Annotated in this window: 17 protein-coding genes; 3 read left to right on the top strand and 14 right to left on the bottom strand. The window is 63.9% G+C overall.

Annotated elements, in window-relative coordinates; genetic code table 11:
• Position 1: 1 nt before the first annotated feature.
• The 12 genes from murD to GT590_RS03285 form a co-directional block, all read right to left on the bottom strand.
• A complete protein-coding gene (murD, locus tag GT590_RS03340) occupies positions 2 to 1519 on the bottom strand; it encodes a UDP-N-acetylmuramoyl-L-alanine--D-glutamate ligase (protein ID WP_086414447.1) in 1518 nt (505 codons plus the stop codon).
• A 3-nt stretch (positions 1520 to 1522) separates the two neighbouring features.
• Positions 1523 to 2569, bottom strand: coding sequence for a phospho-N-acetylmuramoyl-pentapeptide-transferase (mraY, locus tag GT590_RS03335; RefSeq protein ID WP_009306253.1), 1047 nt, complete (start codon positions 2567 to 2569; stop codon positions 1523 to 1525).
• A gap of 2 nt (positions 2570 to 2571) precedes the next feature.
• The gene (murF, locus tag GT590_RS03330) at positions 2572 to 4056 is read right to left on the bottom strand and encodes a UDP-N-acetylmuramoyl-tripeptide--D-alanyl-D-alanine ligase (protein ID WP_021409760.1); all 1485 of its coding nucleotides are present in this window, start codon (positions 4054 to 4056) and stop codon (positions 2572 to 2574) included.
• 1 nt (position 4057) lies between these two features.
• On the bottom strand, positions 4058 to 5560 hold the full coding sequence (locus GT590_RS03325; RefSeq protein WP_009306256.1) for a UDP-N-acetylmuramoyl-L-alanyl-D-glutamate--2,6-diaminopimelate ligase: 1503 nt from the start codon (positions 5558 to 5560) through the stop codon (positions 4058 to 4060).
• A 7-nt stretch (positions 5561 to 5567) separates the two neighbouring features.
• Positions 5568 to 7364: a penicillin-binding protein 2 gene (locus GT590_RS03320; RefSeq protein WP_009306257.1), complete on the bottom strand. Its 1797-nt coding sequence runs from the start codon at positions 7362 to 7364 to the stop codon at positions 5568 to 5570.
• A gap of 110 nt (positions 7365 to 7474) precedes the next feature.
• Positions 7475 to 7939: a cell division protein FtsL gene (locus GT590_RS03315; protein ID WP_009306258.1), complete on the bottom strand. Its 465-nt coding sequence runs from the start codon at positions 7937 to 7939 to the stop codon at positions 7475 to 7477.
• An 87-nt stretch (positions 7940 to 8026) separates the two neighbouring features.
• Positions 8027 to 8983, bottom strand: a complete 957-nt coding sequence (gene rsmH, locus GT590_RS03310) for a 16S rRNA (cytosine(1402)-N(4))-methyltransferase RsmH (protein WP_009306259.1) — start codon at positions 8981 to 8983, stop codon at positions 8027 to 8029.
• Positions 8984 to 9001: 18 nt separating this feature from the next.
• Positions 9002 to 9451, bottom strand: coding sequence for a division/cell wall cluster transcriptional repressor MraZ (locus tag GT590_RS03305; protein WP_009306260.1), 450 nt, complete (start codon positions 9449 to 9451; stop codon positions 9002 to 9004).
• Between the two features lie 379 nt (positions 9452 to 9830).
• Positions 9831 to 10724, bottom strand: coding sequence for a site-specific tyrosine recombinase (locus GT590_RS03300; RefSeq protein WP_009306261.1), 894 nt, complete (start codon positions 10722 to 10724; stop codon positions 9831 to 9833).
• A gap of 312 nt (positions 10725 to 11036) precedes the next feature.
• Entirely contained in the window at positions 11037 to 12788 is a 1752-nt protein-coding gene (locus GT590_RS03295) for an FAD-binding protein (protein WP_114551728.1), read from the bottom strand.
• A gap of 28 nt (positions 12789 to 12816) precedes the next feature.
• Complete coding sequence (locus tag GT590_RS03290) at positions 12817 to 14646, bottom strand: FAD-dependent oxidoreductase (RefSeq protein WP_114551729.1); 1830 nt, start codon at positions 14644 to 14646, stop codon at positions 12817 to 12819.
• A gap of 31 nt (positions 14647 to 14677) precedes the next feature.
• Entirely contained in the window at positions 14678 to 16690 is a 2013-nt protein-coding gene (locus GT590_RS03285) for an FAD-binding protein (RefSeq protein ID WP_161170893.1), read from the bottom strand.
• Positions 16691 to 16944: 254 nt separating this feature from the next.
• Between GT590_RS03285 and GT590_RS03280 the strand changes: the two genes are divergently transcribed.
• The 3 genes from GT590_RS03280 to GT590_RS03270 all read left to right on the top strand — a co-directional run bounded on the left by GT590_RS03280 (position 16945) and on the right by GT590_RS03270 (position 20725).
• On the top strand, positions 16945 to 18543 hold the full coding sequence (locus GT590_RS03280) for a response regulator transcription factor (RefSeq protein ID WP_114551731.1): 1599 nt from the start codon (positions 16945 to 16947) through the stop codon (positions 18541 to 18543).
• Positions 18544 to 18664: 121 nt separating this feature from the next.
• The gene (locus GT590_RS03275) at positions 18665 to 20146 is read left to right on the top strand and encodes a DUF1846 domain-containing protein (protein ID WP_114551732.1); all 1482 of its coding nucleotides are present in this window, start codon (positions 18665 to 18667) and stop codon (positions 20144 to 20146) included.
• A gap of 24 nt (positions 20147 to 20170) precedes the next feature.
• A complete protein-coding gene (locus tag GT590_RS03270) occupies positions 20171 to 20725 on the top strand; it encodes a Hint domain-containing protein (protein WP_114533643.1) in 555 nt (184 codons plus the stop codon).
• Between the two features lie 96 nt (positions 20726 to 20821).
• On the opposite strand, the gene GT590_RS03265 is transcribed toward GT590_RS03270, so the two are convergent.
• The gene (locus GT590_RS03265; RefSeq protein WP_229061646.1) at positions 20822 to 22258 is read right to left on the bottom strand and encodes a hypothetical protein; all 1437 of its coding nucleotides are present in this window, start codon (positions 22256 to 22258) and stop codon (positions 20822 to 20824) included.
• Between the two features lie 38 nt (positions 22259 to 22296).
• Positions 22297 to 22869 (bottom strand): hypothetical protein, encoded by a 573-nt coding sequence (locus tag GT590_RS03260; RefSeq protein WP_139912355.1) that lies wholly within the window; start codon positions 22867 to 22869, stop codon positions 22297 to 22299.
• Between the last annotated feature and the right edge of the window lie 29 nt (positions 22870 to 22898).

Below are 22898 nucleotides of genomic sequence, written 5' to 3'. Positions count from 1 at the left end.
CCTAGGCGCCCAACGCGGAAGCCGCGTCGGCTACGAGCGTTTTGAATGCGGCTCCCCGCTCCTCGAACGAGCAGAACTCGTCGAAGGAGGCGCAAGCCGGGGACAGCAGCACGACATCTCCCGCCGAAGCTAGCGCGAGAGCCGCGTCGAACGCGTCGGCGAGGTGCGCAGCACGCGCCGCGGCGAAACCGGCAGGAGCCTGCGCGTCCGCCGCCTCGAACGCGGCCGCGAATCGCTCGCCCGCATCGCCGAAGCACACGACCGCGCCCGCATGGGCGTGGGCGGCCTCCACGAGCGGCGCGAGGTCGGTGCCCTTGTCGTCGCCTCCCAGCAGCACGACGGGGCGCGCCTCGGGAAATGCGGCGAGGGCCTTGAGCGTGGCATCGACGTTCGTCGCCTTGGAGTCGTTGTAGCAGCGCACGCCGGCCACCGAGCCGCACGGCTCGATGCGGTGCTCGAGCGGCGCGAACGTGCGCAACCCCTCGGCCACGTCGCTCTCGTGCACGCCCAGCGCGAGCGCGGCTGCCGCCACGGCCAGCGCGTTCGAGGCGTTGTGCTCGCCTTTGATCTGCAGTTCTTCGACGCGCGCCGCAGCGTGCTCCGCACCTTTCAGCGCCACGCGCAGCGTGCCGTCGGCATCCAGGAACGCGGCGTTGTCGCTGCCGCACGCGGCGCGCATGTCACCGGTTAGCCCCGCGGCCGTGCCCAGCGGCACGTACGAGAAGCCCCGCTCGCCCGCGTCCAGCGCGCGCAGGCGGCGCACCTCGGCGCGCACCACGTCGTTCGTCGCGTCGAGCACCGCCACGGCGCCCGGCACGCCGGGCAGGTTCGCCAGCAGCTTGAGCTTCGCGTCGCGGTACGCCTCGAAGCTGCGGTGCCAATGCAGGTGGTCGGGCGTGATGTTCAGCAGCACGGCCACGTTCGGCGCGAAGCGCGCCGTGGAAGCCAGCTGATACGACGACACCTCGGCCACGTACACGTCCGTGCGCCCCGCGGCCACGGCCTCGATGCACGGATCGCCGATGTTGCCCACGGCGGCCGCGGCAAGGCCCGCCCCCGCCAGCACGTGCGCGGCCAGCGCGCAGGCCGTGGTCTTGCCGTTCGTGCCCGTCACCGCCACCCAGCGGCTGTCCGCGGCGCTCTCGCGCCAGGCGAACTCCACCTCGCTGATCACCTCGGCCGATACGGCCGCGGCTGCCTCGTAGAAGGCCGAGAACTGCGAGATGCCGGGGCTCGCGATGCACAGGTCGAACGACCCGCCCGCCTCGGCCGCCAGCACGCCCACCGCTTCGTCCCCGAACGCGACGAGCGCGCCGGCCGCGCGCGCCTCGGCCGCGAATTCCTCGGAGGCCGCGCTGCGCGCCCCGGCCGCCACGGCCAGCGCTTCCACGCGACCGTCCAGAAGCGGCAGCAGGTACGCGACCGCCGCGCGGCCGCTCTTGCCCAGACCCAAAACGAGCACGCGCCCCAGATGGTGCGGCGCGTGCTTGCGATTCGCTATGAGCTCCCGCGAAGCCATGGACTACGCCACCGCCATGAGGGTCTCGGCGAAGTACAGCGAGAAGCCCGTCGCGGCCAGCACGCCGGAGATGATCCAGAAGCGCACGACCACCTTCGTCTCGCTCCAGCCCTTCTTCTCGAAGTGGTGGTGCAACGGCGCCATGAGGAAGATGCGCTTCTTCGTCTTCTTGTAGTAGAACACCTGGATCATGACGGACAGGGCCTCGGCCACGAACAGGCCTCCGATGATGAGCGACACGAACTCGGTCTTCGTGAGCACGGCCAGGCAGCCCAGCGCCATGCCCAGCGCGAGCGATCCGGTGTCGCCCATGAAGATGTCGGCCGGAAACGAGTTGAACCAGAGGAACCCGATGCACGCGCCCGCGAGCGCGGCGGCGAAGATGGCGGGTTCCAACAGATCGGAACGGTACGCGATGGCCGCCATCACGATCATCACGATCATGACCGTGCCCGCCGCCAAACCGTCCAGGCCGTCGGTGAGGTTCACGGCGTTGCACATGCCCACCAGCAGGATGTTCATGAACAGCAGGTACAGCCAGGGGATGGCGATGCCGTCGCCGACGGGAACCACCGTGGTCAGGATGCCGAAGTCGAGCGTCACGACGAAGGGAATCTCCACGGTGGGCTGTATGCCCAGCCAGTTCACGGCCACGAGCACGAACGCCGTGGCGATGGCCACCTGCCCCACGATCTTCGCCTTCGGGGTGAGACCGAGCGAGCGCTCCTTCACCACTTTCGACGCGTCGTCGACGAGGCCCAGCAGACCCGTGAGCACGGTAGCCGCCAGCAGCACGAACGTCTCGGGCGTGGGCATGCCGACGAACAGCGCCACCGCGATGACCGCGATCAGCATGATGACGCCGCCCATGGTGGGCGTGCCCTGCTTCACGAGGTGGCTCTCGGGGCCGTCGGCGCGCACCTGCTGGCCGATATGGCTCGACTTGAGGAACTTGATCCACAACGGCGTGAGCACCATGGTCACCACCATGGCGAACACGACGGCAAGGAACACGAGAAACGTCGGATATTGGTTGAATACCGTAAACATAGCTAATTGACCAGTCCTTCGACTACGCGAGTCAGACCCATGAAATGAGACGCCTTCACCAGCACGGCGTCTCCGGGCTCGACGCAGGCGTCCAAATCTCCGAACACTTCAGAAAGAGAGCCCGCGCGCACGATGCGCTGGGGATCCATGCCGGCGCGCTCAGCGGCGTCGGCTATGTGCAGGGACAGCTCGCCTACGCACACGAGCCGGTCGAGCGGCAGCGTGGCGGCGAACTCCCCGATGCCCGCATGGCAGGCCGGGGCGTAGCTTCCCAGCTCGCCCATGTCGCCGAGCACGGCCACGTGCTTGCCCGGCACGTCCAGCGCGCAGAACGTCGCAAGCGAGGCGCGCATGGAGTCGGGGTTGGCGTTGTAGGCGTCGTTCACCACGGTGAACCCGCCGCGCGCACGGAGCACTTCCTGGCGGCCGGCTTCCGGCTCGGCATGCGCGAGGGCATCGGCGCAGACGGAAAGCGGGATGCCGCAGGCGCGCCCGACCGCGGCCGCGGCGCACGCGTTCGACACGTTGTGCAAGCCTCGCAGCGTGAGCGCGCAGCGCGCCGTCTCCTCCTCAGGGGCATCCGCGAAGCCGACGGCGTGCAGCCGAAAGCGCGGGCGACCCTGCTCGTCGAGCTCCACCTGCTCGGCCCACACGGCGGGACGCGCCGCTTCGGCGGCTTCGGCCTGGGCGCGGCGCTCGGCTGCGGCGGCGGAGCCGTCGAACAGCACGGTCTCCACGCGGCGCGCGTCGAGGCGCGCATGCTCGCGCACGAAATCGGCGTAGTCGTCGTCGGCGTTCACGAACGCCCGGCCCGTGCCCTCCGGCAGCGCGCATAGAAGCTCGGCCTTGGCGCGCGCGATGTTCTCGCGGCTGCCCAGAAGCTCGATATGGCTCTCGCCCACGTTCACCACGAGGCCCCAATCGGGGCGCACGTAGTCGCATAGGTCGGCCAGCTGGCCCGCGCCGCGCATGCCCATCTCCACCACCACCGCCTGCGTGTCCTGCTCGGCGGCGAGCAGCGTCTTGGGAACGCCCAGCTCGTTGTTCTGGTTGCCGGCCGTCGCCACCGTGGACAGCGTGCTTGCCAGCACGTCGCGCACAAGGTTCTTCGTGGTGGTCTTGCCGGTGGAACCCGTCAGCGCGATCACGCGACCGTGCAGGTGAGAGCGCCATTCGCGCGCGATATCCGCCACGGCGTGGGCCGTGTCGGGCACCTCGATAACGCTTGCGCCCAGCTCGGCGGCCAGCATGCGCACGGCCTCGTCCAGCGGCTGCATCACAAGCGCGCACACGGCGCCGCCCGAGAGGGCCGCACCGACGAAGTCGTGGCCGTCCACGCGCTCGCCCGGCAGCGCGACGTACACGTCGCCCGGCTTCGCGTCGCGCGAGTCCCAGGTGAGCCCCGTGGCCAGCGCGCGCGGATCAAGCGGCTCCACCACGAACGAGCCTCCCGTGCATGCGGCGATCTGCTTGTGGTTCAAACGCATGCTATCGATCCTCGCCTGAGGGTTCGTCGCCGAACGCACACGCGAGCTCCTCGGCGGCCACGATGCGATCGTCGAACGAGAGTACTTGGTCGCCCACGAGCTGATAGTCCTCGTGGCCCTTGCCCGCGATGAGGATCGAGTCGCCCGGCTTCGCCTGCGCGATGGCGCGCGCGATGGCGGCGCGACGGTCGGCCTCCACTTCGAAGCGGCCGGCTCCCGAGCTCATTCCGCTCACGATGTCCTCGATGATGGCCTGCGGATCTTCGGTGCGCGGGTTGTCCGACGTCACCACCGCATGGTCGGCCGCCAGGGCGGCCTTGCCCATGATGGGACGCTTGCTGGCATCGCGGTCGCCGCCGCAGCCGAACACGCAGACGGTGCGGCCGGGCGTGAGCGCCATGATGGACGCGAGCGCCTTCTCCAGCGCGTCGGGCGTGTGGGCGTAGTCCACGAACACCGACACGCCGCCCGTGTTCGGCGCGCTCACGCGCTCCAAACGACCCGGGATCTGCGGCGCCTCCTCGAGCGCTTCGACGATGGTCTCGGCCGGGAAGCCCAGCTGCAGCCCGATGCCGAAGGCGCACATGACGTTCTCCACGTTGAACTTGCCCACGAGCGGGTAGTCGAACGTATGCAAGCTGCCGCGCACGTCGAGCGTGACGGTGGTGTGGGTAGGAGCATACTGCACGTCCACGGGATGGATCTGCGCGGAAGGATCGAAGCCCGTCGTGACCACGCTGTCTTCGGCAACCGAGCAACGCCGCAGCAGCTCTTTGCCCCACTTGTCGTCAATGCAGATCACGCGCTTGGCCGGATAATCTTTCGAGAACAGGCGCGCCTTCGCCTCGAAGTAGGCCTCGAACGTGTGATGGTAGTCCAGGTGATCCTGCGTCAAGTTGGAGAACGCCGTAACGGCGAATGCGGCGTCCCACGTGCGATCGAGGTCGAGCGCATGAGAGCTCACCTCCATGGCCACGACGTCGCAGCGCGCATCGCGCATGCGGGCGAGCAGCTGCTGCAGGTCGGGCGATTCCGGCGTGGTATGAGCCGATTTCTCGGCCTCGTCGCCGATGCGGATGCCCACGGTTCCGATGACGCCCGTGCGCTTCCCCGCTACCCGCGCGATGTGCTCTACCAGGTAGGTCGTGGTGGTCTTGCCGTTGGTGCCGGTGATGCCCACCAGCGCAAGGTCCTTGGAAGGATGGTCGTAGAAGTTCGCCGCAGCGGCCGCCATGGCCTTGCGCGTATCCTTCACCACGATCTCCGTGACGTCCGTAGCGTCGGCCAGGTACACCTTGCGCTCGACCACGAGCACTTTCGCGCCCCGATCGATGGCGTCCTGGGCGAACGAGTGCCCATCCGTCGTCATGCCTACCACGCAGAAGAACGCGTCGCCGGGTTGCACCCGGTCGCTGCGGTAGGCGATACCGTTCACCTCGTCGTCGGCGTTGCCGAGGATGGTGCAGTCGATACCTGCGAACAGTTCGGTACAGGTCTTGCCCATGGCTTCCTCACTCCGGATAAATGTTGAATCGGTCGATGGCTGTTGTCATTATATCCTTAAAAATCGGCGTGACCACACCGTCGGTGGGAACCTCGTTGGCACCCACAAAACAAACCAATTGGCTGGAAGAATCGGCCAGGAAACCGGTGAAGGCCAGGTTGTACACCCCTTTTCGGTAGCCGCCGTTCTTCTCGTCGTAGATCTCCGCCGTGGACGTCTTGCCCGCCACGTTGAAGCCGTCGATGGCGGCGGCCTTGCCCGTGCCCTCGGTGACGACGGTCTTCAGCATGCTGGTCAGATCGTCGATGGCTTTCTTGTCCTTGATGACGGTGTCGCTTCCGTACTCGGCCGTCTCGCCGCTTTGGGGCTTCGACAGGAGGAAGTGCGGCGTGCACTCCACGCCGTCGTTCACGAGCGCTCCGTAGAAGCGGGTGATCTGCAACGGCGTGAGCGACAGGCCCTGCCCGAAGCTGACGTTGTAGGCGGTGACCTTGCTCCAATCGTCGAAGGGAAGCAGGTTCCCCAGGTACTCGGTGCCGGCTTCGCCCTCGCCCGGATAGTCCACGCCCGTCTTCGTGTGCAGGTTGTACTCGTTGATCTTGTTGTAGAGGTTCCGGAACCCCGACACGTCGCCCACCGTCGCGTTCTCGGTGGCCAGCGAGATGCCGACGTTCGACGACTGGTCCATGATCTGCCGCAGCGTGTACGTGGCGTCTCCGCGCTCGTGCGCATCCCCAATGACGTAGCCGTCGGCCTCGATGGAGGACGGGCAGAACAGCTCGGTGTCGGGCGTCATGGTGCCAGCTTCCAGGATGGCCATGGCCGACACCGACTTGAAGATGGAGCCCGGCTCGAACAGGTCGGTCACGCATTTGAGCTTCGGCGCATCCGCTTCCATATTCGTCCGGTCGGCCGGATTGAGCAGCGGCAGCGATGCCGCGGCGTAGATCTCTCCCGTGCCGCCGTCCATCACGATGGCGCTGCCGCCGTTGGCCGTGATGCCCTTGGCATCGGCCGTCAGGCGCTCCTCGACGGATTGCTGCAGCTCTATGTCGATGGATATGATGATGTCCTCGCCGTCCACGGCCGCCTTGGAGTCGCGCGTGCCGCCGGGAATGGGCGTGCCGTCGGGGCTGCGCTCCTCGCGCGTGTAGCCCGCCTCGCCTGACAGCACGTCGTCGTAGTACAGCTCGAGGCCCGATACCCCCTTGTAGTACTCGCGGTTGTTCTCGGCATCGGTTTCCAGCGTGCATACGCCGATGACCTGGCCTCCCACCTGAGCGTTCGGATACTCGCGCTTCCACAGCGTCTTATAGCGGATGCCGAAGTCCATGCCTTCGCGCGACCCTCCCGAAGCCGAGAGCTCGCGCACGCGCTCCTTGAGAGCGTCCCCCACCGCCACGTCGGCCTTCTCCTTCACCACCGCGTACCGCGTGTTCGGAGCGGTGATGGCTTCCAGGTAGTCGGACTTCTGGCCGCCCAGCACGTCGACGAGCACCTGAGCCGTCGCGTCCGCGTCGTCGACTTCCACCGGGTCGATGTAGATGGTGGTCGACTCCACGGAGGTGGCCAGCACCACGCCGTTGCGATCGTAGATGGTGCCGCGGCGCGGCTCGATCCAGTCGTAGCTCATACGCGCGTTCTCGGCTTCCGAAGCCATGGCAGGGGCGGCTATCACCTGCAGGTACGCCAAGCGCAGCACGAACAGCGCCGCGATGACGGCGAAGGCGAGAATGGGAAGGAACACCCGGTTCGAATTCGAGTTGAAGTCGACCGCCGCAGCCGGGCGGCCGGAGGCGCGCACCGGACGCGCCGCGCGCGGCGGACGCGAGGGGCGTGCGGACGAGCGGGAGCTTCCGCGACCGCGAGCAGGGCGCTCGCCTCGCGGCGTGTGCGGTCTATCGGACATCGGCTTTACGCCTCGGAGCCAGCCGCTATGGCAACGCTCTTCGAAAGGGACAGGGCGCCGGACTCGTCGGTTGCGACGACGTCCTTATCCAGAGTGATGACCCCCGTGGTCTCGGGGGCGGCCATGCCCAGCTTGCCCGCCTGCTGCTTCACCTTCGTCGGATTGGACAGCGTGCTCTGGGACACTTCCAGCGCGGCGCCCGAAGAGCGGGCGTCGCTGATCTGGCTGGTCAGCTGGCTCGACTGCATCGTCGTGGAGATCGTCGCGGACATGAGCCCGATGCGCGCGAATCCCACAAGCGACACCACCAGCAGCACGACCGCCGCCGCCTTCGCCAAGAACACGACGTTCGACGGAAGCGTGGGGGTCTGCGTGCGGGTGCCGCGGCCCGGAACGACGCTGATGCGCTCGCGCGGGCTGCGTTCGGGTGCGCGCTCGGGATAGTACGAATACGCTGGTGCTGCGCCCATGTCCGACCCCCTTTCTGTGTTTCGACTGCATGTAAAGGTCGCGTGCGGTGCATATGGCTCCCGCTTGCGTCAGCGGGACGTTTTTGCTTATCGTTTCTGCGCTACGCGAAGCTTGGCGCTGCGTGCGCGAGCGTTGCGCTCGATTTCTTCGGCCGTCGGCAGAACCGGCTTCCTGGTGACGATGTCGAGTATCGGCTGCTTCCCGCACATGCACGCCGGCAGATCCGGAGGGCACGTGCATCGGTTCGCGAACTTGGCGAACGTTTCCTTGACGATGCGGTCCTCAAGCGAGTGGTAGCTGATGACCACCAGGCGGCCGCCGGGGTTGAGCCAGCGGATGGCCGCGTCGAGGCCGCTTCTCAGCACATCGAGCTCGCCGTTCACCTCGATGCGCAGCGCTTGGAACGTGCGCTTCGCCGGGTGTCCCCCTGCTCGGCGAGCCGAGGCGGGGATGGCGGCCTTGATGATGTCGACCAGCTGCTCGCTCGTCTCGATGGGAGCGTTCTGGCGCGCGCGCACCGCGAAATCCGCGATACGGCTGGCCCACTTCTCGTCCGAGTAGGTACGGATGATCCGAGTGAGATCTGCTGCGGTGTAGGTGTTGATGATCTCTGCTGCGGTAAGGGTTTGTTTACCCGGATCCATCCGCATATCAAGAGGGCCGTTCTCCTTGAAGGAGAAGCCTCGAGACGGCGTGTCGATCTGCACCGAAGACACTCCGAGGTCGAACAGAACCGCATCGACGCCGGGCACCTCCGTGCTGAGGAGCGCTTCATCCATATTTCCGAAGTTGCCGCGCACGAGTTCCAGGCGCGGGCGCACGTCGTCAGGCAACGTCCCGAGTTTGAGACGGGCAGCGGCCAGCGCCACCTCGTCTTGATCGATGCCGATGAGCGTGCCCCCGCTCCCGATGAGCTTGGCCGCTTCGAAGGAATGCCCTGCACCGCCGAGTGTTGCGTCCACGAATGTATGCTGTGGTTTGAGGTTCGAGTATTCGAGGCACTCGGCGAGCAGAACGGGTGTATGCCGATATTCGCTTGTCATATCGCTCACGCCTTTCGATCAGTCGAACAACAGACCGAGATCGGTCTCGTCGTCCACCGCGTCGTAGCGCTTTGCGTCCCAGATCTCGAAGTAGCCCGTGTTGCCCACGACGACGACCTCCTTGTCGATTCCCACGGCTTCGCGCTGCTCGGCCGAGATCATGATGCGGCCGGCTGCGTCGATGGACACATCGGCTGCACGCGACTTCAGCTTGCGGCGCAGGCGAACATGGAGATCGTTGGTGCGGTCGAACTTCTCGAACTTGTCCTCGAACACGCCGGCCACCCATGCATTGAACGCATCGGGCTCGAACACGTAGAGGCACTCGTCCTTCGGGTTGCGGGTTACCACCAGATCCGTCGAGAGAACCTTGCGAAACGATGCGGGAAGCGACATGCGGCCTTTGGCGTCCACCTTATGGCGGTACGCGCTGTTGAGATCGACAACCTTGTTGCCCTCTTCCGCCATGCCTTCCTTTCCGCCGCCGTCCCACGGCTCTTTCGATGTATGGAATTCTATCCCACTTCGCCCCACTTCGCAACAAAATATGCGACTTGACCCCCTTTTTGCCCATCCTGAAACCCACCGGACTCTTTCCCGTTAACCGCTCCCCTGCCAACCGAAAAACGACACGACCACATGTAGAACGGACGCGCTTGGGCGGGCACAACATGTAGGCCGCCCGCCCCCGCGGTGGGACGAAGTGGGGAGTTATGCGGAATCTGTGGCAGGATGGATCTTCAACCTGAATTTCAGTTCGCCGCCCCCTCCCATCAGGCACAAAACAGCGAACGGATGTTTGAAATTGAGTCAGCAGGGGGCAAAGTGGGAGACGAAGAGCGCCTTCCTACTTCGCCCGGGGGTGGGCGCTCAGATACTCCTCGCGGATATGGGTGCGGTTCACGTGGGTGTAGATCTGGGTGGTGGAGATGTCCGAATGCCCCAGGATCTCTTGGATGACGCGCAGATCGGCGCCGCCGGCGAGCATGTGGGTGGCGAAGGAATGGCGCAGCGTGTGCGGATGAAGGTTCGCCACGCCGATGAAGCGGCCGGCCTCGGCGACGAGGGAGTGCACGCTCTGGCGCGTCAGCCGCCCGCCGCGCGCATTGAGGAACACGGCCGAGGTTGATTTCGCGTACGAGCGGACGAGCTCGGGGCGTCCGCGCTCGAGGTAGTCGCGCAGCGCGCGCAGCGCGGCGCCCGAGATGGGGGCGATGCGTTCCTTATTCCCCTTGCCCAGGATATGAAGATAACCTTCCTCCAAGATGGCGTCGCCCAAATCGAGCCCCGTGCACTCGCTCACGCGCAACCCGCAACCGTACAGGACCTCGAGGATGGCCTGGTTGCGAAGGGCCAGAGGGCCTTCGTCCAGCGGGCGCGACAGCATGGCGTCCACCTGCGCCACCGAAAGCACGTCGGGAAGACGGTCGGGCGCCTTGGGAAGCTGGATAGTGTCGGCCGGGTTGCGGCGCGCGTAGCCTTCTCGCACGAGGAAGCGGTGGAACCCCTTGAGCACGGACACATGGCGGTCCACCGTCGAGGCCGCATACCCGCGGCCGAACAGATCCGACTCGTAAGCTACGATGACCTCGCGATCGACGTCGTCCAGCGACTCGACCCCGCGTTTCTCGAGAAACTGCGCGTAGTCCTTGAGGTCGGCGGCGTACGCGGACACGGTCAACGGAGAGCTTCCTCGCTCGACGCGCAGATACGCCAGGTACTCTCGATACAGCTCGTCCATCCGCCACCTTCGTCGTCGCCGCGCCACCGCAAAACTTCGAACGGATGTTTCACGTGAAACATCCGCGCTCCGCCCGTCGAACCGCCTGCATGATATGGTTCACAGGATAGCACGCCTTCGCGGCGGCGAGGGGCGCTGCGCGTTTGCGGGATGCGCGCCGAGCGATTTCACCCGAAAAGGACCCCGCAAGCAGCGCAGGGGCCAGGCGCCGCGTATCAAAACGCGTGCCCGACCCCTGCGCCGGGGAGGGAGGGTGCGCCAATCCCGCAAAGGATAGCGCTATCGAATGATTCAAATTATCAGGCTAGTTGCTCACAATCCGGCTGCGGCATTCTCGCCGGCCACCTTTCCGTAGAACATAGCCATCGCATGGCTGTGGCCGCTTAGGCGGAAAGGATACTTGATAGCGAAGCGACTGCCCTGGATGTTGCCGGACGCATACAGGCCGGGGATCACCCGACGCTCGAGGTCGAGCACCTGGGCGTTCTGGTTGGATTCCAAACCGCCCATCATGACCAAGCACAGGCCCACGCCCATGCGCTGCGCGTAGAACGGGCCGTCGTCGGTCACGGGCATCAGGTATTTCGCCTGCTTGGCGTAGTCCTCGTCTACGCCCTTCTCGCATAGCTCGTTGTAGCGCTCGACCGTGGCCAATGCCGTTTCGACGTCCATGCCGTCGATGCTCTCGAACAGCTCGCGAAGAGTCTCGCCCTTGAAGATGGTGCCGTCGCCCACCCGCTCGTCCCATTCGGCAAGCGAGGCTGCGAACGTGTTCACGCATTTCGCGGCGTTCTCCTCGAAGTGGCCGTCGGTGATCATGAAGCACTTGTGCTTCGGCTGCAGCTCGATGGGGTACTCGGCGTCGGCGGCGCAGGTGTCCTCGTTCATGAACCGCTCGCCGTTGTAGTTGATGCGCAGAAGCGGCCCGGTGAAGCCCATGGAATCGTTCTGCGAATCGGTGTCGCCCGGGCCGCCCATAACGTGCATCTGCGAGCACTGGTACTGCTGGATGGAAGCACCCGCCCAGTACCCCAGCTTGTAGCCGTCGCCCGTATTGGTGCGATTGCCCTCCACGTCCATGTTCGGCCACGGATTGCCGTTGCCGTTCCAGATGATGTTCGGTGCGAAGTAGCGCACCATGTCCTCGTTGGACCGGCAGCAGCCCGATGCCAGGCACACGCCATTCTTGGCGTTGATCTTCTTGTACTTGCCGGTATCGGCGTTGCGCGCGTACACGCCCACCACGCGGCCATCGCCGTTTTGGATGAGCGCTTCGGCGAAGTGGCCGAAATACGCTTCGGAGCCTGTGCCGGCATCGAGTCCCTTCTGGAAATTGTTGTCGAGCACGGCCTGATGGTCGGTGAAGTTGACGCACTCAGGATAGGCGGCCTGCGGTTCGTTCTCCCAGTCGATCGTCGGATCGCTCATGCAGCTGACGCCATTGGGCACCTCCGCGTTGGGATCCATCGTCATCTCGAAGTGCTCGAGCACCTCGCAACCCGCACCTTCGATCCACCAATCCATCGCCTCGGCATCGCCCAAAACGAACTTACGGACGATGTTGTAATTCGTGATGCTGGCGCATTCTTGGAACTCTTCCTTAATGATGGCCTCGAGATCCAGATGAGGCAGGCCGAAGGTATCGGTGAGCTTGCCGTTCAAATAGCAGTACTGGCTTGATCGCTGCTGCGGCATGGAGCCCTTCTCGATGCCGACGACCTTGGCACCGCCCTCCGAAGCCGCGCGGAACGCCGCAACGCCCGAGACGCCAAGCCCCACGACCGCCACATCGCAGTCAAGCTCCTCCTCCACCATATCGTCAGTGATCTCGGGAGGGTTGGCAGGCCACGGATAGTAGTCTCCCCACGGCGACGGAGCAAGCCCTTCTCCGGAATCGGCCGCGTTCGCAGTCGTCACCGCATTGTCCGTTCCGCTCGCCGAAGACGCCTGCGGCGAGCATCCCGCCAACGCCGCCCCCGCTCCCAGCGCCGCCACGCCTCCCAGCGTGAGGAACCCACGACGCGTGAGGCCGTCGGCCGTTGACGTTTTCTTATCGTTGCTCATCTTCACTCCTTCAAAACGTTTCGAAACCTCAGTTGGCGTCGAGGTACTTTTTCACCGACTTGCCGCATTCCCGACCCAAGGTGATGGCCATGGAAAGCGAGACGCCCGGCGTCGGCGAGCAGTATTCGGCCCCGAAACGTCGACCGCAGTCGTTTCCGGACACGTACAGACCGGGAATAGGCTCGTAATCGTCGTTGAGGGCGTTCTGATCAGCATCGGTGATGACGCCGCCGCACGTGGCCATGACCTCGCCGAGGCCGGGATTGCCCGCAACCGCGTAGAACGGGGCCTTCTTCACCGGGAACAGGACCGCTTTGTTGCGACCGAACTCCTCATCGACCCCAGTCTCGCAATACCCGTTGTACCGTTCGATCTGCTCGATGAAGTTCGTCACGGCATCGCCCGTCAACCCGAGCTGGCCGGCAAGCCCTTCAAGCGTGTCGTCCGCAAGGTAGTCCGGTGCCTTGAAGATCGACGGCATGCCATCGTCCTCCTCGCCTTCGGGCTCGACCCACGTGCCCTTGAATTTCGCATAGGCTTTGTCCATGCTCTCGCGCAGCGATTGCAGGGCCGCGGGCGTAGGCTCCTGACCGCCGTGCTGCGGAACGTAGTACTCGCGATACGTCGTGAAGTCATCGTCGAACACGCAGTTGATGGGCTCGCGGGGCATGTACACGTTGACCACCCCGCGCTGCTCGACAACCGGATAGAACTCGTTCATGAAACGCTTGCCGTCGCCGCGAACCCATACGGCCTGGGGAAGGTTGGACATGCTCGCAGGAGCCTGGATATGACGCGCGTTCATACCCGGAACCACGGTTTCCAGATGAGCACCGCTCCACAAGGCCATCTTGACGCCGTCTCCTTGATAGGGCCACTGGGACGAGTCGCTTTGGAAGCGCGGGTTGCCGTAAGCGTCCTTCCATTCTTCCGTGCTCACCATGTTGTTGGCGATATCGGGCATGAGGTCGACGAGCATCTCCTTGTTGTAAGCGAAACCGCCGGTCGCCATGACCGCCGCGCGGCAGGAGAACTTGTGATGCGCGCCGTCGGAATCGGATGCCACGACGCCGGCGACGGCGCCGCTTTCCAGCACCAGCTGCTCGCCGCGCATCCCGAAATAGAAATCGGCTCCGGCCGCCTTGGCCTTCTCGCGATTGTAGCCTTGGACCTTCGTTTGGTTGCATTCCTCGGCGAAGCAGGAGAACGTTCCCGGATAGAACCTGATCGGCCCGATATTGGGAAGGAGGTGCTCCCACTCGTCGCCCGCATCAGGCCAACCGGTATGGGTCACATGGGCGAAATCCTCGTCGGTGAGCCCGTCGTAGTACCAATCGATGTTGTCCGCTTCGTTCTTGACGAAGCGCATGAGAAGCGCGGGGTTGACTTGGTTTCCCGTGATGGCCATCCAGTTCTCGAAGTACTCGTTCATATCCACATGGGGAATGGGATTGCCCTCGGTGGCGCGATCGAGGACCTTCGAGTTGATGGCCATGCTCTCGGAACCCATCGCCATGTACGTGTCTTCGGGCTGACGCTCCAAAAGCGCCACCCTCACGCCGCTTTCGGCCAGCTCGCGGCAAGCGCACACGCCAGCATAGCCATGCCCCACCACGACGACGTCGTAATCGTGCTCCTCGACGAACTCCTCCACCGGCTCCGGCGGCGTGCGCCAGCTTGAGGATGCGCCGTTTTCGCTCCCGACGGCGGTTGCGTCCGCCTCCTCGGTCGCACTCGAAGCCTGCCCGCTTGGCGAGCACGCCGCCAGGGCGCCTGCCCCTGCGGCACCTACAAGACCGATTCCCGCGCCCCTGAGAAACTGGCGCCTGTCGATGTTCTTCTTTTCGATTCGAGACATTGTTCCTCTCCTTACGTACTTGTCCGAGCCCTTACAAAGCGGCCATTATCTTGCCGGCCACGCGTCCATGGGTCATGGCCATGCCGATGGAATTGCCAGCGGAAGGAGTCGAATAACCCACGCCGTACCGTTGACCCAGGCAGTTGCCGGCCGCATAAAGGCCCTTGATTGTGCCGCTGCGATCAGCGCGCATGACATTCAGGTTCTCGTCGGTAAGCAACCCGGCCAGCGTCACGAGGCCTGCGTTGGCGATGCCGGTGTTCTCGGAAACCGATCCGTAGAAAGGTGCCTTTTCCACAGGGAACATCACGCTGGCATCCTTGCCGAAATCGGTGTCGGCGCCGGCATGGCACAGCTCGTTGTAGCGCTCGATCTCGGCCAGCGCCGTCTCGAGGGCCTCGCCCTCCATGCCCAGATAACCCAAAAGCTCTTCGATGGTGTTGGCGCACCACAGGTTCGGGCCGCCATCGCCCATAGGACCGACTCCCTCCATAGGACCCGTGCCCGCAGCCTCCGTCGCGCCGTCCGAAGGAGCCTCGCCGGTACTCGCGTCGGGATCGGACATGCCCGCCCCGCCTATGGCGGCCGTGCTCGCTCCCCCCGCCTTCTTCACGATGCCGCACTGCGGAATGACGGCACCTTCGGGACCGGGCTTCATGGCGGAAATGGCATCCACCATGGTCTGCACCGTCGAAGGAGAGCCCCAGTTCGGCGCACCGTGATCCAAAGTGGCGGACTGCACGGTCTTCAGATAGTCGGCATCGGCGATAGCATAGATGTTTCCAAGCGGTTGGCGCATGCAGTTGGCGTTCACCACCTGGGACATGGCCTCGTTCATGAAGCGCTTGCCCTTGGCGTTCAAGGTCAGCATCGGGCAGGTTCCCCAAGGCCCCGGCATGCCGCCCATGGTGTTCATCGACGGACGGGGATGCGGCTCGATGGCGCCGCCCGCCCAACACCCGAGCTTGTGCCCCGCTCCGTCGCGGCCCATGCCCGTCAAAGCCGAGCGATCAGCCCCGGCACGAGTGCTCCACTCGGCCACGTCGTCAAGCAGGTTGTACACCATGTCGGCGTTGGAACTGAAATCGCCCGAGGAAAGCAGCACGGCCTTCTTGGCGTTCAGCTTCAGATATTTTCCGTCAGGTCCTTTTGCGTACGCGCCCAGCACCGCATCGCCGTCCAGCTGGAGGGCGACGGCGGAATGCTGCCAATACCACACGGCCCCCAACCGCTGCGCTTCGCGCATGCAGTAGGTTTCAAGCTCGGTGATACGGCTCATCTCCTCGCGGCCTTCGATGAGCTGCGTGTTCGACACCGTGCCTTGAGTCTGGAACGTGGCAGGCCAGGTCTTGTACCCGGAAAGCTCCATCGGATAGGCGTCGTCCGAGGGATCGCCATAGGCAACCTGGATGATGCACTGATCGTCATCGAAGTCGAAGGCGTTGCTCGTATCGGGAGTGAGCGCAACCAGATTGTCCATCATCTCACCGGAGTTCTCTACGAACAGCCTGATGATGGAGGGGCTCACGCGCCCCACGCTTCGGCGGGTGTACTCGGACACGATGTCGCCGACATTGTAAGGGCTGAATCCGTGCTCGAGGAACATTTGAGAGTTGTAGCTGCAGATATCCTCGCCGAAATAAATATAGTTCTTCTCGTCCTGCACCTCGACGACGGCCACGCTCGCGCCGTTCTGCGCGGCGGAAAGCGCCGCTTGGGTCCCGGCGTGACCGCCTCCGAGCACGACGACGTCAACCTCTACCGTGTCGTACACGTCAGCTTCGTCTACAACCGGCATCTCGCCGAGCCAGTCTTCGGCGCATATGGCGCCTCCGACCAGGCCCACGGAAGCACCGCCCTTCGTCGATGCGTTCGCGGAAGCGGATGCGCCGTCGCCACCCGACGCTTGCGGGGAACACCCGGCAAGAGCAAGACCGGCGGCGGACAACGTGCCCGTGGCAAGAGCGCCTTTCAAGAAGTCGCGCCTATCGATGCCCTTCCCCCTCTTCTGCATGGTGCATTCTTTCTTGTTTCCGTTTCCCATACATTCCTTCCTTCGAAACCCGTTCGAGAGCGCCCGTGCGTCCCCGTTTCTCGCATGAAACCCTAAAGGGTGCCAAAGACCGACGGAATAACCGCAGTGCGTGAAGGGCCTCACCGCGTTGTGGTATTTTCCTCAGTGACCAGGCATTCCTCCATCATCGAGCCGGCTTTTCGCAACCATGGGGGCCACGCGCTCCATCGGTTGGGGTACAATGGGGGCGAAACATCGGAGGGGCCGAAGGGGGAAGGCTTCGTATGAAAAACGGCATGGATCTAGGCAGGCTCGCCGCCGAACCCGCCATTCGCTTTCGCCCGTCGTTGCTGCTGCTTGCGGCGTTCCTTTCCTCGGCACCCCTGTATCCCCCCAATTCGTACCTCATGCTGCGCTTCGCTTCGGAAACCTACCCCGCCGGCGAATTCCTTGTATCCATGCTGCTGACCTGCCTCGCCGCAGCCTTGGTCATCCTCCTTTATTCGACGCAGCATCCGCACTGGACAGGGCACGAGACACGCAAGGGGCGCACGGTGGCAGCAGCATCCGCCATCCTGTACGCCCTCGCCCTGACAACCCTGTGGGCCCTGCTCTTTCTCGGTCACCGCAGCACGCTTCTCTTCGCGATGCTGGGCATCGTCGCGGGGGCCTGCATAGTCCCCGTTATCATGCGCTGGGTGCGCTTGTTCCTGATGGACTTCCGTAACGTGATGTTCTACGGCGCCATCGCATGCGCCAGCTCGTCGGCAATCGCTTGGTTCGTATCGCTGTTGCCCGACCACCTGGCAGTCGCGTCCGAAGGCCTCCTCGCCGTCGCCGGCTCGGTGCTTCCGTTGCTCCTCTCGAACAACGAATCCGCCCGCGCTTGCAAGCAGGACGCCTCCCTCCCCCACAGAAGCGACGCGTCCGAACATCCGAACGGCGCAGGGGATCGCAGCGCGCCATCGGGGCTCGCTTCCTCGCTGAGAGCGTTCCTCTCCATCGTATGGGTGCCGCTTTTGGGCTTTCTCGTCTGTTCTTTCATGATGTCGACGTACTCGTTCGACATCAGCTCGGGCACGATCCGAAGCGAGTATTCGGGCGGCATCGTAGCGTCCACGATCGTCGTGGCCCTCTGCGCGATGCGCATGAAAAGCCCTCTTGTCATATTGGTCGATCGCCTGGCCATTCCGACCTGTATCGCGGCTTGCATCGTTTTGAACAGCTTCCCGACGGGCACTCCGCTGTTCATCGTCGGGGCGATGCTCGTGTACGCGCCGCTCACCCTGTTGTCGCTGTTCGCCCTCTCGTCGCTCGTGGCGATGGCGGCAGCAGAGGAACTCCCGTTGCCGTTCGTGTTCTCGGCGGCGTTCGCGCTTTGCTGCACGGCATCGCTTCTAGGCATGACGGTGCAGGTGAACGCATCGCCCGACGTGAACCTGGGATCCTTCCTGTGGATCGTGCTCTCGATATACTTCGGCGCCGTGGTCGCCCACCTAGGATACGTATCGTGGAAACAAGCCTGCTCGTTAGAGGATCCGGGCATCCCGAACGACACAGCCCGGAACGAAGACGAAGCCGATAGACTGCACGCCCTGCAACACGAGCGCGTCGCAGCCGTGGCTGACAAGCACGCTCTCACCAAGCGCGAGCACGAGATCCTGCAGTACCTGAGCTTGGGATACGGCTCGGTCTACATTTCCAAAACGCTGTTCATATCCGACAACACTGCGCGCACCCACATCCGAAACATCTACCGAAAACTGGACGTCAGCTCGCGCGAAGAGCTGCTTTCCCTGGTCAACAGCATGGGAACGCAAGCCTCGCCAGTCGAGGCTGCTCGCGGTCAAGCGATCCCAACACGCGCCACGCGACTCGATTAATTTCACACGCCGGAAACAACCTTCGCCTACGTAAGTAGGATATAATCGTGTCCAATGGCGCCCGCGGAACCGTAGCGGCAGACCGACATGGCATTTTCCAGGAAAGGGGCACTGTCTTCTCATGCGCATCGGATTCGACAACGACAAGTACATCGCGCTTCAAGCAGAGCACATCCGCAACCGCATCAACCAGTTCGGCGGCAAGCTCTATCTGGAATTCGGCGGAAAGCTGTTCGACGACTACCATGCCGCGCGCGTGCTGCCCGGGTTCGAGCCCGACTCCAAGATCCGCATGCTCAAAAGCCTTGCCGACGAGGTGGAGATCATCATCGCCATCAACGCCAACGACATCGAGAAGAGCAAGGTCCGCGGAGACTTGGGCATCACCTACGACGAGGACGTGCTGCGCCTCATGGACATCTTCCGCTCCATGGGCTTCGCCACCAGCGGCGTGGTGATCACCCACTACGCGAACCAACCCTCGGCCGGCGCGTTCCGCCGCCGCCTGGAAAGCCTGGGCATCAAAAGCTACCTGCACTACCCTATCGCCGGCTATCCGTACGACATCGACCGCATCGTCAGCGAAGAGGGCTACGGCAAGAACGAATACGTGGAAACGACGCGCCCCCTCGTGGTGGTGACGGCGCCCGGCCCCGGCTCGGGCAAGATGGCCACGTGCCTGTCGCAGCTGTACCACGAGCATGAGCGCGGCATCGCGGCCGGCTACGCCAAGTACGAGACGTTCCCCGTGTGGAACCTGCCGCTGAAGCACCCGGTGAACATCGCCTACGAGGCGGCCACGGTGGACCTCGACGACGCGAACACCATCGACCCCTTCCATCTGGAAGCCTACGGCACCACCACGGTCAACTACAACCGCGACGTGGAGATATTCCCCGTGCTGAAGGCTATGATGGAGCGCATCTCGGGCACCAGCCCGTATCAGTCGCCCACCGACATGGGCGTGAACATGGCCGGCAACGCCATCGTCGACGACGAGGCCGTGCGCGACGCAGCGAAGATGGAAATCGTGCGCCGCTACTTCCAAACCGCGGTCGAGGTGAAGCGCTCGGGTGTGGGCCAGGAGCGCATGGAACGCCTCGAGCTGCTGATGAACCAAGCGGGCGTGAACGCCAGCTTGTCGCCCGCCCGCTCGGCAGCACTGCTGAAGGAAGAGACGACCGGCGGCCCGGCTGGAGCGATGGTACTGCCCGACGGCTCGGTGGTGACGGGCAAGACGTCGTCGCTGCTGGGCGCGGCATCGTCGCTGCTGATGAACGCGCTCAAGGGCCTGGCCGGCGTGGACGACGACATCGACGTGATCAGCGACGAGGCCATCACGCCCATCTGCCGCCTGAAAACCGAGCAGCTGAACAGCCGCAACCCCCGCCTGCACTCCGATGAGACGCTCATCGCGCTGTCCATCAGCTCGGCCACCGATCCGCTGGCGAAGAAGCTGATCGACCACGTGAACGACCTATACGGCTGCGACGCGTTCTTCAGCGTGATCCTGTCGGCCACCGACGAGAAGCTGTACCGCACCCTCGGCATCAACGTCTGCTGCGAGCCGAAGTACGAGCAGCATAGGTACTATCACAAATAGTAATCACAAGTAAGGCGGTGCAAGATGAACGGTTGTTGTTGCGTCGAAGCGTCAACCCTCGTGCTCATGGCCGATGGCAGCCAGCGCCCCATTCGCGACCTGCGTATCGGCGATTTGGTAAGAACCGAAACAGGAACCGCGCATATACGCGACATCATCAAAGGGCGCGAGTCCGAGCTGATTCGCATCGGGCTCGCGCAAGGCGGCAACCTCGTCGCGACGGCGAACCACCCCCTGTTCACCGACAAGGGCGTCAAGCGATGCAGCGAGGTCGTCGTGGACGATCGGCTTCGCACGGAGGGCGGCTGCGTCGCCATCGAAAGCATCGAGCTCGCTCCGCACGAGCCCGCGACGAGCAATCTGACGCTCGGAAAAGCCATCGGGTGCGTTTCGCACGATTTCGAGGTATACAACCTGGTTCTGGATGGATCGAGCGTATTCTTCGCGAACGGGCTGCTTGTGGGCGACGACAACGAGCAAGGGCGCCTTATGCGCTCATCTGACGAGATTCGCAGCTCAGCCAGCGTTCCTGCCGAGCTGCTCGCCGAAGCGGAGCGCTTGCGCCGCGATTCGATGTAGCCCGAGACGATTGCCCCCGCAGCGGCTCATCTTCGCCCGAAAAACACGCTCCAACGTCTGAGGCGTGTTTTTCGGGCGAAGATGCTCCCGTCGTCGTTACGCGGCGGCGACGATCCAGATCATCGAGCCGTAGGCGAAGCTGTTGCCGTCCGCGTCGATCGCGGCGTTGAGCAGCGTCTTCATACCGTAGTCGGTGAACGTTCCGTGCCACACGAGCATTGTGTTCTCATCGCCTGCAGCTAGCAGCACCGGCCGGTCGAACGTCGCTTCAAGTCCCAGCGGTGTGAAGCGCGCGTCCTGCACGAATGTCGTGGAGCCGCTTTCGGTGGTGAGCGACCACGAGCCCCCCGGCAAGTCCTGGTCGGCGCGCTTGAGACGAACGCCCACGATGGCCACGTTGCGTTCCGAGCGGTTCGCCGCCGCAACGGGGATGAGAGCGGTGTTGTCGCCTTCGGCGTTCAGAACCATGGAAACCGACGAGGGGACGGTGATGTTGACCTGGACTTCCTCTAGGGGTGCGAGCGCAGGTTCGGATTCCGGCTCGGCAGGCGGTTCGGGGGCGGGCGCCTCTTCGGCGGGCGCGGTCGCGAGCTTGTCGGCAAGCTCGTCCGCCGGCTGCTCTGCAGATTCGTCCGCGGAAGCATCGAGGTCCTTCGAATCGTCGGTAACCTCGACGTCCTCGGAGTCTTCGGGCGTTTCAGACTCGACGGGATCCTTGGGCTCCGCGGAATCATCCGGCTCTTCAACCGTCGGCGGCTCCGGCGCATCGGGATTCACAAGCTCGCGCCCGTCGAGATTCCATGCGTACCCCAGCACGTTCTCGTCCGCGCCTCGATACACCGTGGCCAGCAGCGTTTCGGCCGGCTCCCCGAAGCCGAAGCATTCATCCGCGACCGCCTCGTCGGCGAATGCGAATTCGTCGGGAAGCTCGACGAGCTTCGGGCAATCGTAGAACGCGCGCGTCAGATCTTCGACGCTGGCGGGCACGTTCGCGATCTCGCTCAGGTTCGAGCATCCCTCGAACCAATGAGCCAAGCTCGTCGCTTCCACCTTGTCGGCGAAGATCACGCGCTTGATGTCGTCGGCCTCGCCCGCAGCCAGCCAAGGGACGTCCTCGACCTTATCGAACGCGACTGTCTTCCCCGCCCCGTCGACCACGAACGTCCCGTCGGGCCACAGCTCAGCCAACACCGCCGAGGCATCGTCCGCACCGATAGGCCATGCGCGCTCGTATTCGGGAACGATGGGAGCATCGGGGGCAATTGGCTCGGATTCGGGTTGCGACTGCGGCCCGCTCGGAGCAGGAGCATCCGAGGGCGCTTCAACCATGACGTTGCCGACGTCGCCAGCCGGCACCTCCGGAACCGCAGCCTCCGCGGCCGCTTCGGAGGCAGCCGCGTCCTTCTCAGCCGCAAACGAAACCGGCACCGGCCACAACAATCCGAGCACCAGCAGCGCGCAAAGCAAGCAGGCCGCACTAATCCTAGATGCGACCTGCCTCATACCTACGATACGCTCTCGCAGCTTTACCATACGAGAAACCGCGTCCTCTCAAGTAAGAGCTTGGAACTTTAAGCGATCGTCCAAACAACGTCCGCAAGCGATATCGCGTTAAGCGAGGAGAGTTTATTTACCTTTCCTCCAAAATGCACAGCCAGATCAGCACCGGGCTCGATCGTCCAATCAGTCAAAGAGAGGGGATCCGTTGTCGCCGTGGAAAGATCAATTGATCCCGCATCTACAAAACTCGATCCACCTTTGGAAACCTTCAAAACGGCAGCATCTTCAGCGGCACTCGAAATAGCAGCTTCGGCCACAAGCGAACCACCGGTAGTAGTAACCTGCACGCTAGATACCTTAACGGAAACCAGAGTTCCCGTATTGGTGATTTTCGCGTCCGTCGGTGCAACAAAATTCTTATCAGAGCCAACAACCAACTTGATCGTAGAAGGAACAGTGGCGGAAATCTGATCATTTTGACTTTGAATGCTGACCTGCGTCGTTCCCTTTCCACCAGAGAGAGTGCCTCCATTGGCCGCGCTAGCTGCATTCTCTGCGAACGCAGGAACCGCGCACAGTCCCGTTAGCATTGTGGCTGCGCAAACGCCGACGACGCCCTTTTTCAAATTCGTAAGCTTGCTCATAATAACTCCCTTTCTAACGTGCCCTTACG

The sequence above is a fragment of the Eggerthella sp. BIOML-A1 genome, assembly GCF_009875595.1.
In the GTDB taxonomy this organism is placed as follows: domain Bacteria; phylum Actinomycetota; class Coriobacteriia; order Coriobacteriales; family Eggerthellaceae; genus Eggerthella; species Eggerthella lenta.
Note: the sequence above shows the minus strand (reverse complement) of the source record. Positions and strands in the feature narration are given on the sequence as shown.

Bases quoted from the DNA above. Each gene is read 5' to 3' on its own strand.
- murD (WP_086414447.1), bottom strand. From the start codon at position 1,519: ATGGCTTCGCGGGAGCTCATAGCGAATCGCAAGCACGCGCCGCACCAT.
- mraY (WP_009306253.1), bottom strand. From the start codon at position 2,569: ATGTTTACGGTATTCAACCAATATCCGACGTTTCTCGTGTTCCTTGCC.
- murF (WP_021409760.1), bottom strand. From the start codon at position 4,056: ATGCGTTTGAACCACAAGCAGATCGCCGCATGCACGGGAGGCTCGTTC.
- GT590_RS03325 (WP_009306256.1), bottom strand. From the start codon at position 5,560: ATGGGCAAGACCTGTACCGAACTGTTCGCAGGTATCGACTGCACCATC.
- GT590_RS03315 (WP_009306258.1), bottom strand. From the start codon at position 7,939: ATGGGCGCAGCACCAGCGTATTCGTACTATCCCGAGCGCGCACCCGAA.
- rsmH (WP_009306259.1), bottom strand. From the start codon at position 8,983: ATGACAAGCGAATATCGGCATACACCCGTTCTGCTCGCCGAGTGCCTC.
- GT590_RS03305 (WP_009306260.1), bottom strand. From the start codon at position 9,451: ATGGCGGAAGAGGGCAACAAGGTTGTCGATCTCAACAGCGCGTACCGC.
- GT590_RS03300 (WP_009306261.1), bottom strand. From the start codon at position 10,724: ATGGACGAGCTGTATCGAGAGTACCTGGCGTATCTGCGCGTCGAGCGA.
- GT590_RS03295 (WP_114551728.1), bottom strand. From the start codon at position 12,788: ATGAGCAACGATAAGAAAACGTCAACGGCCGACGGCCTCACGCGTCGT.
- GT590_RS03290 (WP_114551729.1), bottom strand. From the start codon at position 14,646: ATGTCTCGAATCGAAAAGAAGAACATCGACAGGCGCCAGTTTCTCAGG.
- GT590_RS03285 (WP_161170893.1), bottom strand. From the start codon at position 16,690: ATGGGAAACGGAAACAAGAAAGAATGCACCATGCAGAAGAGGGGGAAG.
- GT590_RS03280 (WP_114551731.1), top strand. From the start codon at position 16,945: ATGAAAAACGGCATGGATCTAGGCAGGCTCGCCGCCGAACCCGCCATT.
- GT590_RS03275 (WP_114551732.1), top strand. From the start codon at position 18,665: ATGCGCATCGGATTCGACAACGACAAGTACATCGCGCTTCAAGCAGAG.
- GT590_RS03270 (WP_114533643.1), top strand. From the start codon at position 20,171: ATGAACGGTTGTTGTTGCGTCGAAGCGTCAACCCTCGTGCTCATGGCC.
- GT590_RS03265 (WP_229061646.1), bottom strand. From the start codon at position 22,258: ATGGTAAAGCTGCGAGAGCGTATCGTAGGTATGAGGCAGGTCGCATCT.
- GT590_RS03260 (WP_139912355.1), bottom strand. From the start codon at position 22,869: ATGAGCAAGCTTACGAATTTGAAAAAGGGCGTCGTCGGCGTTTGCGCA.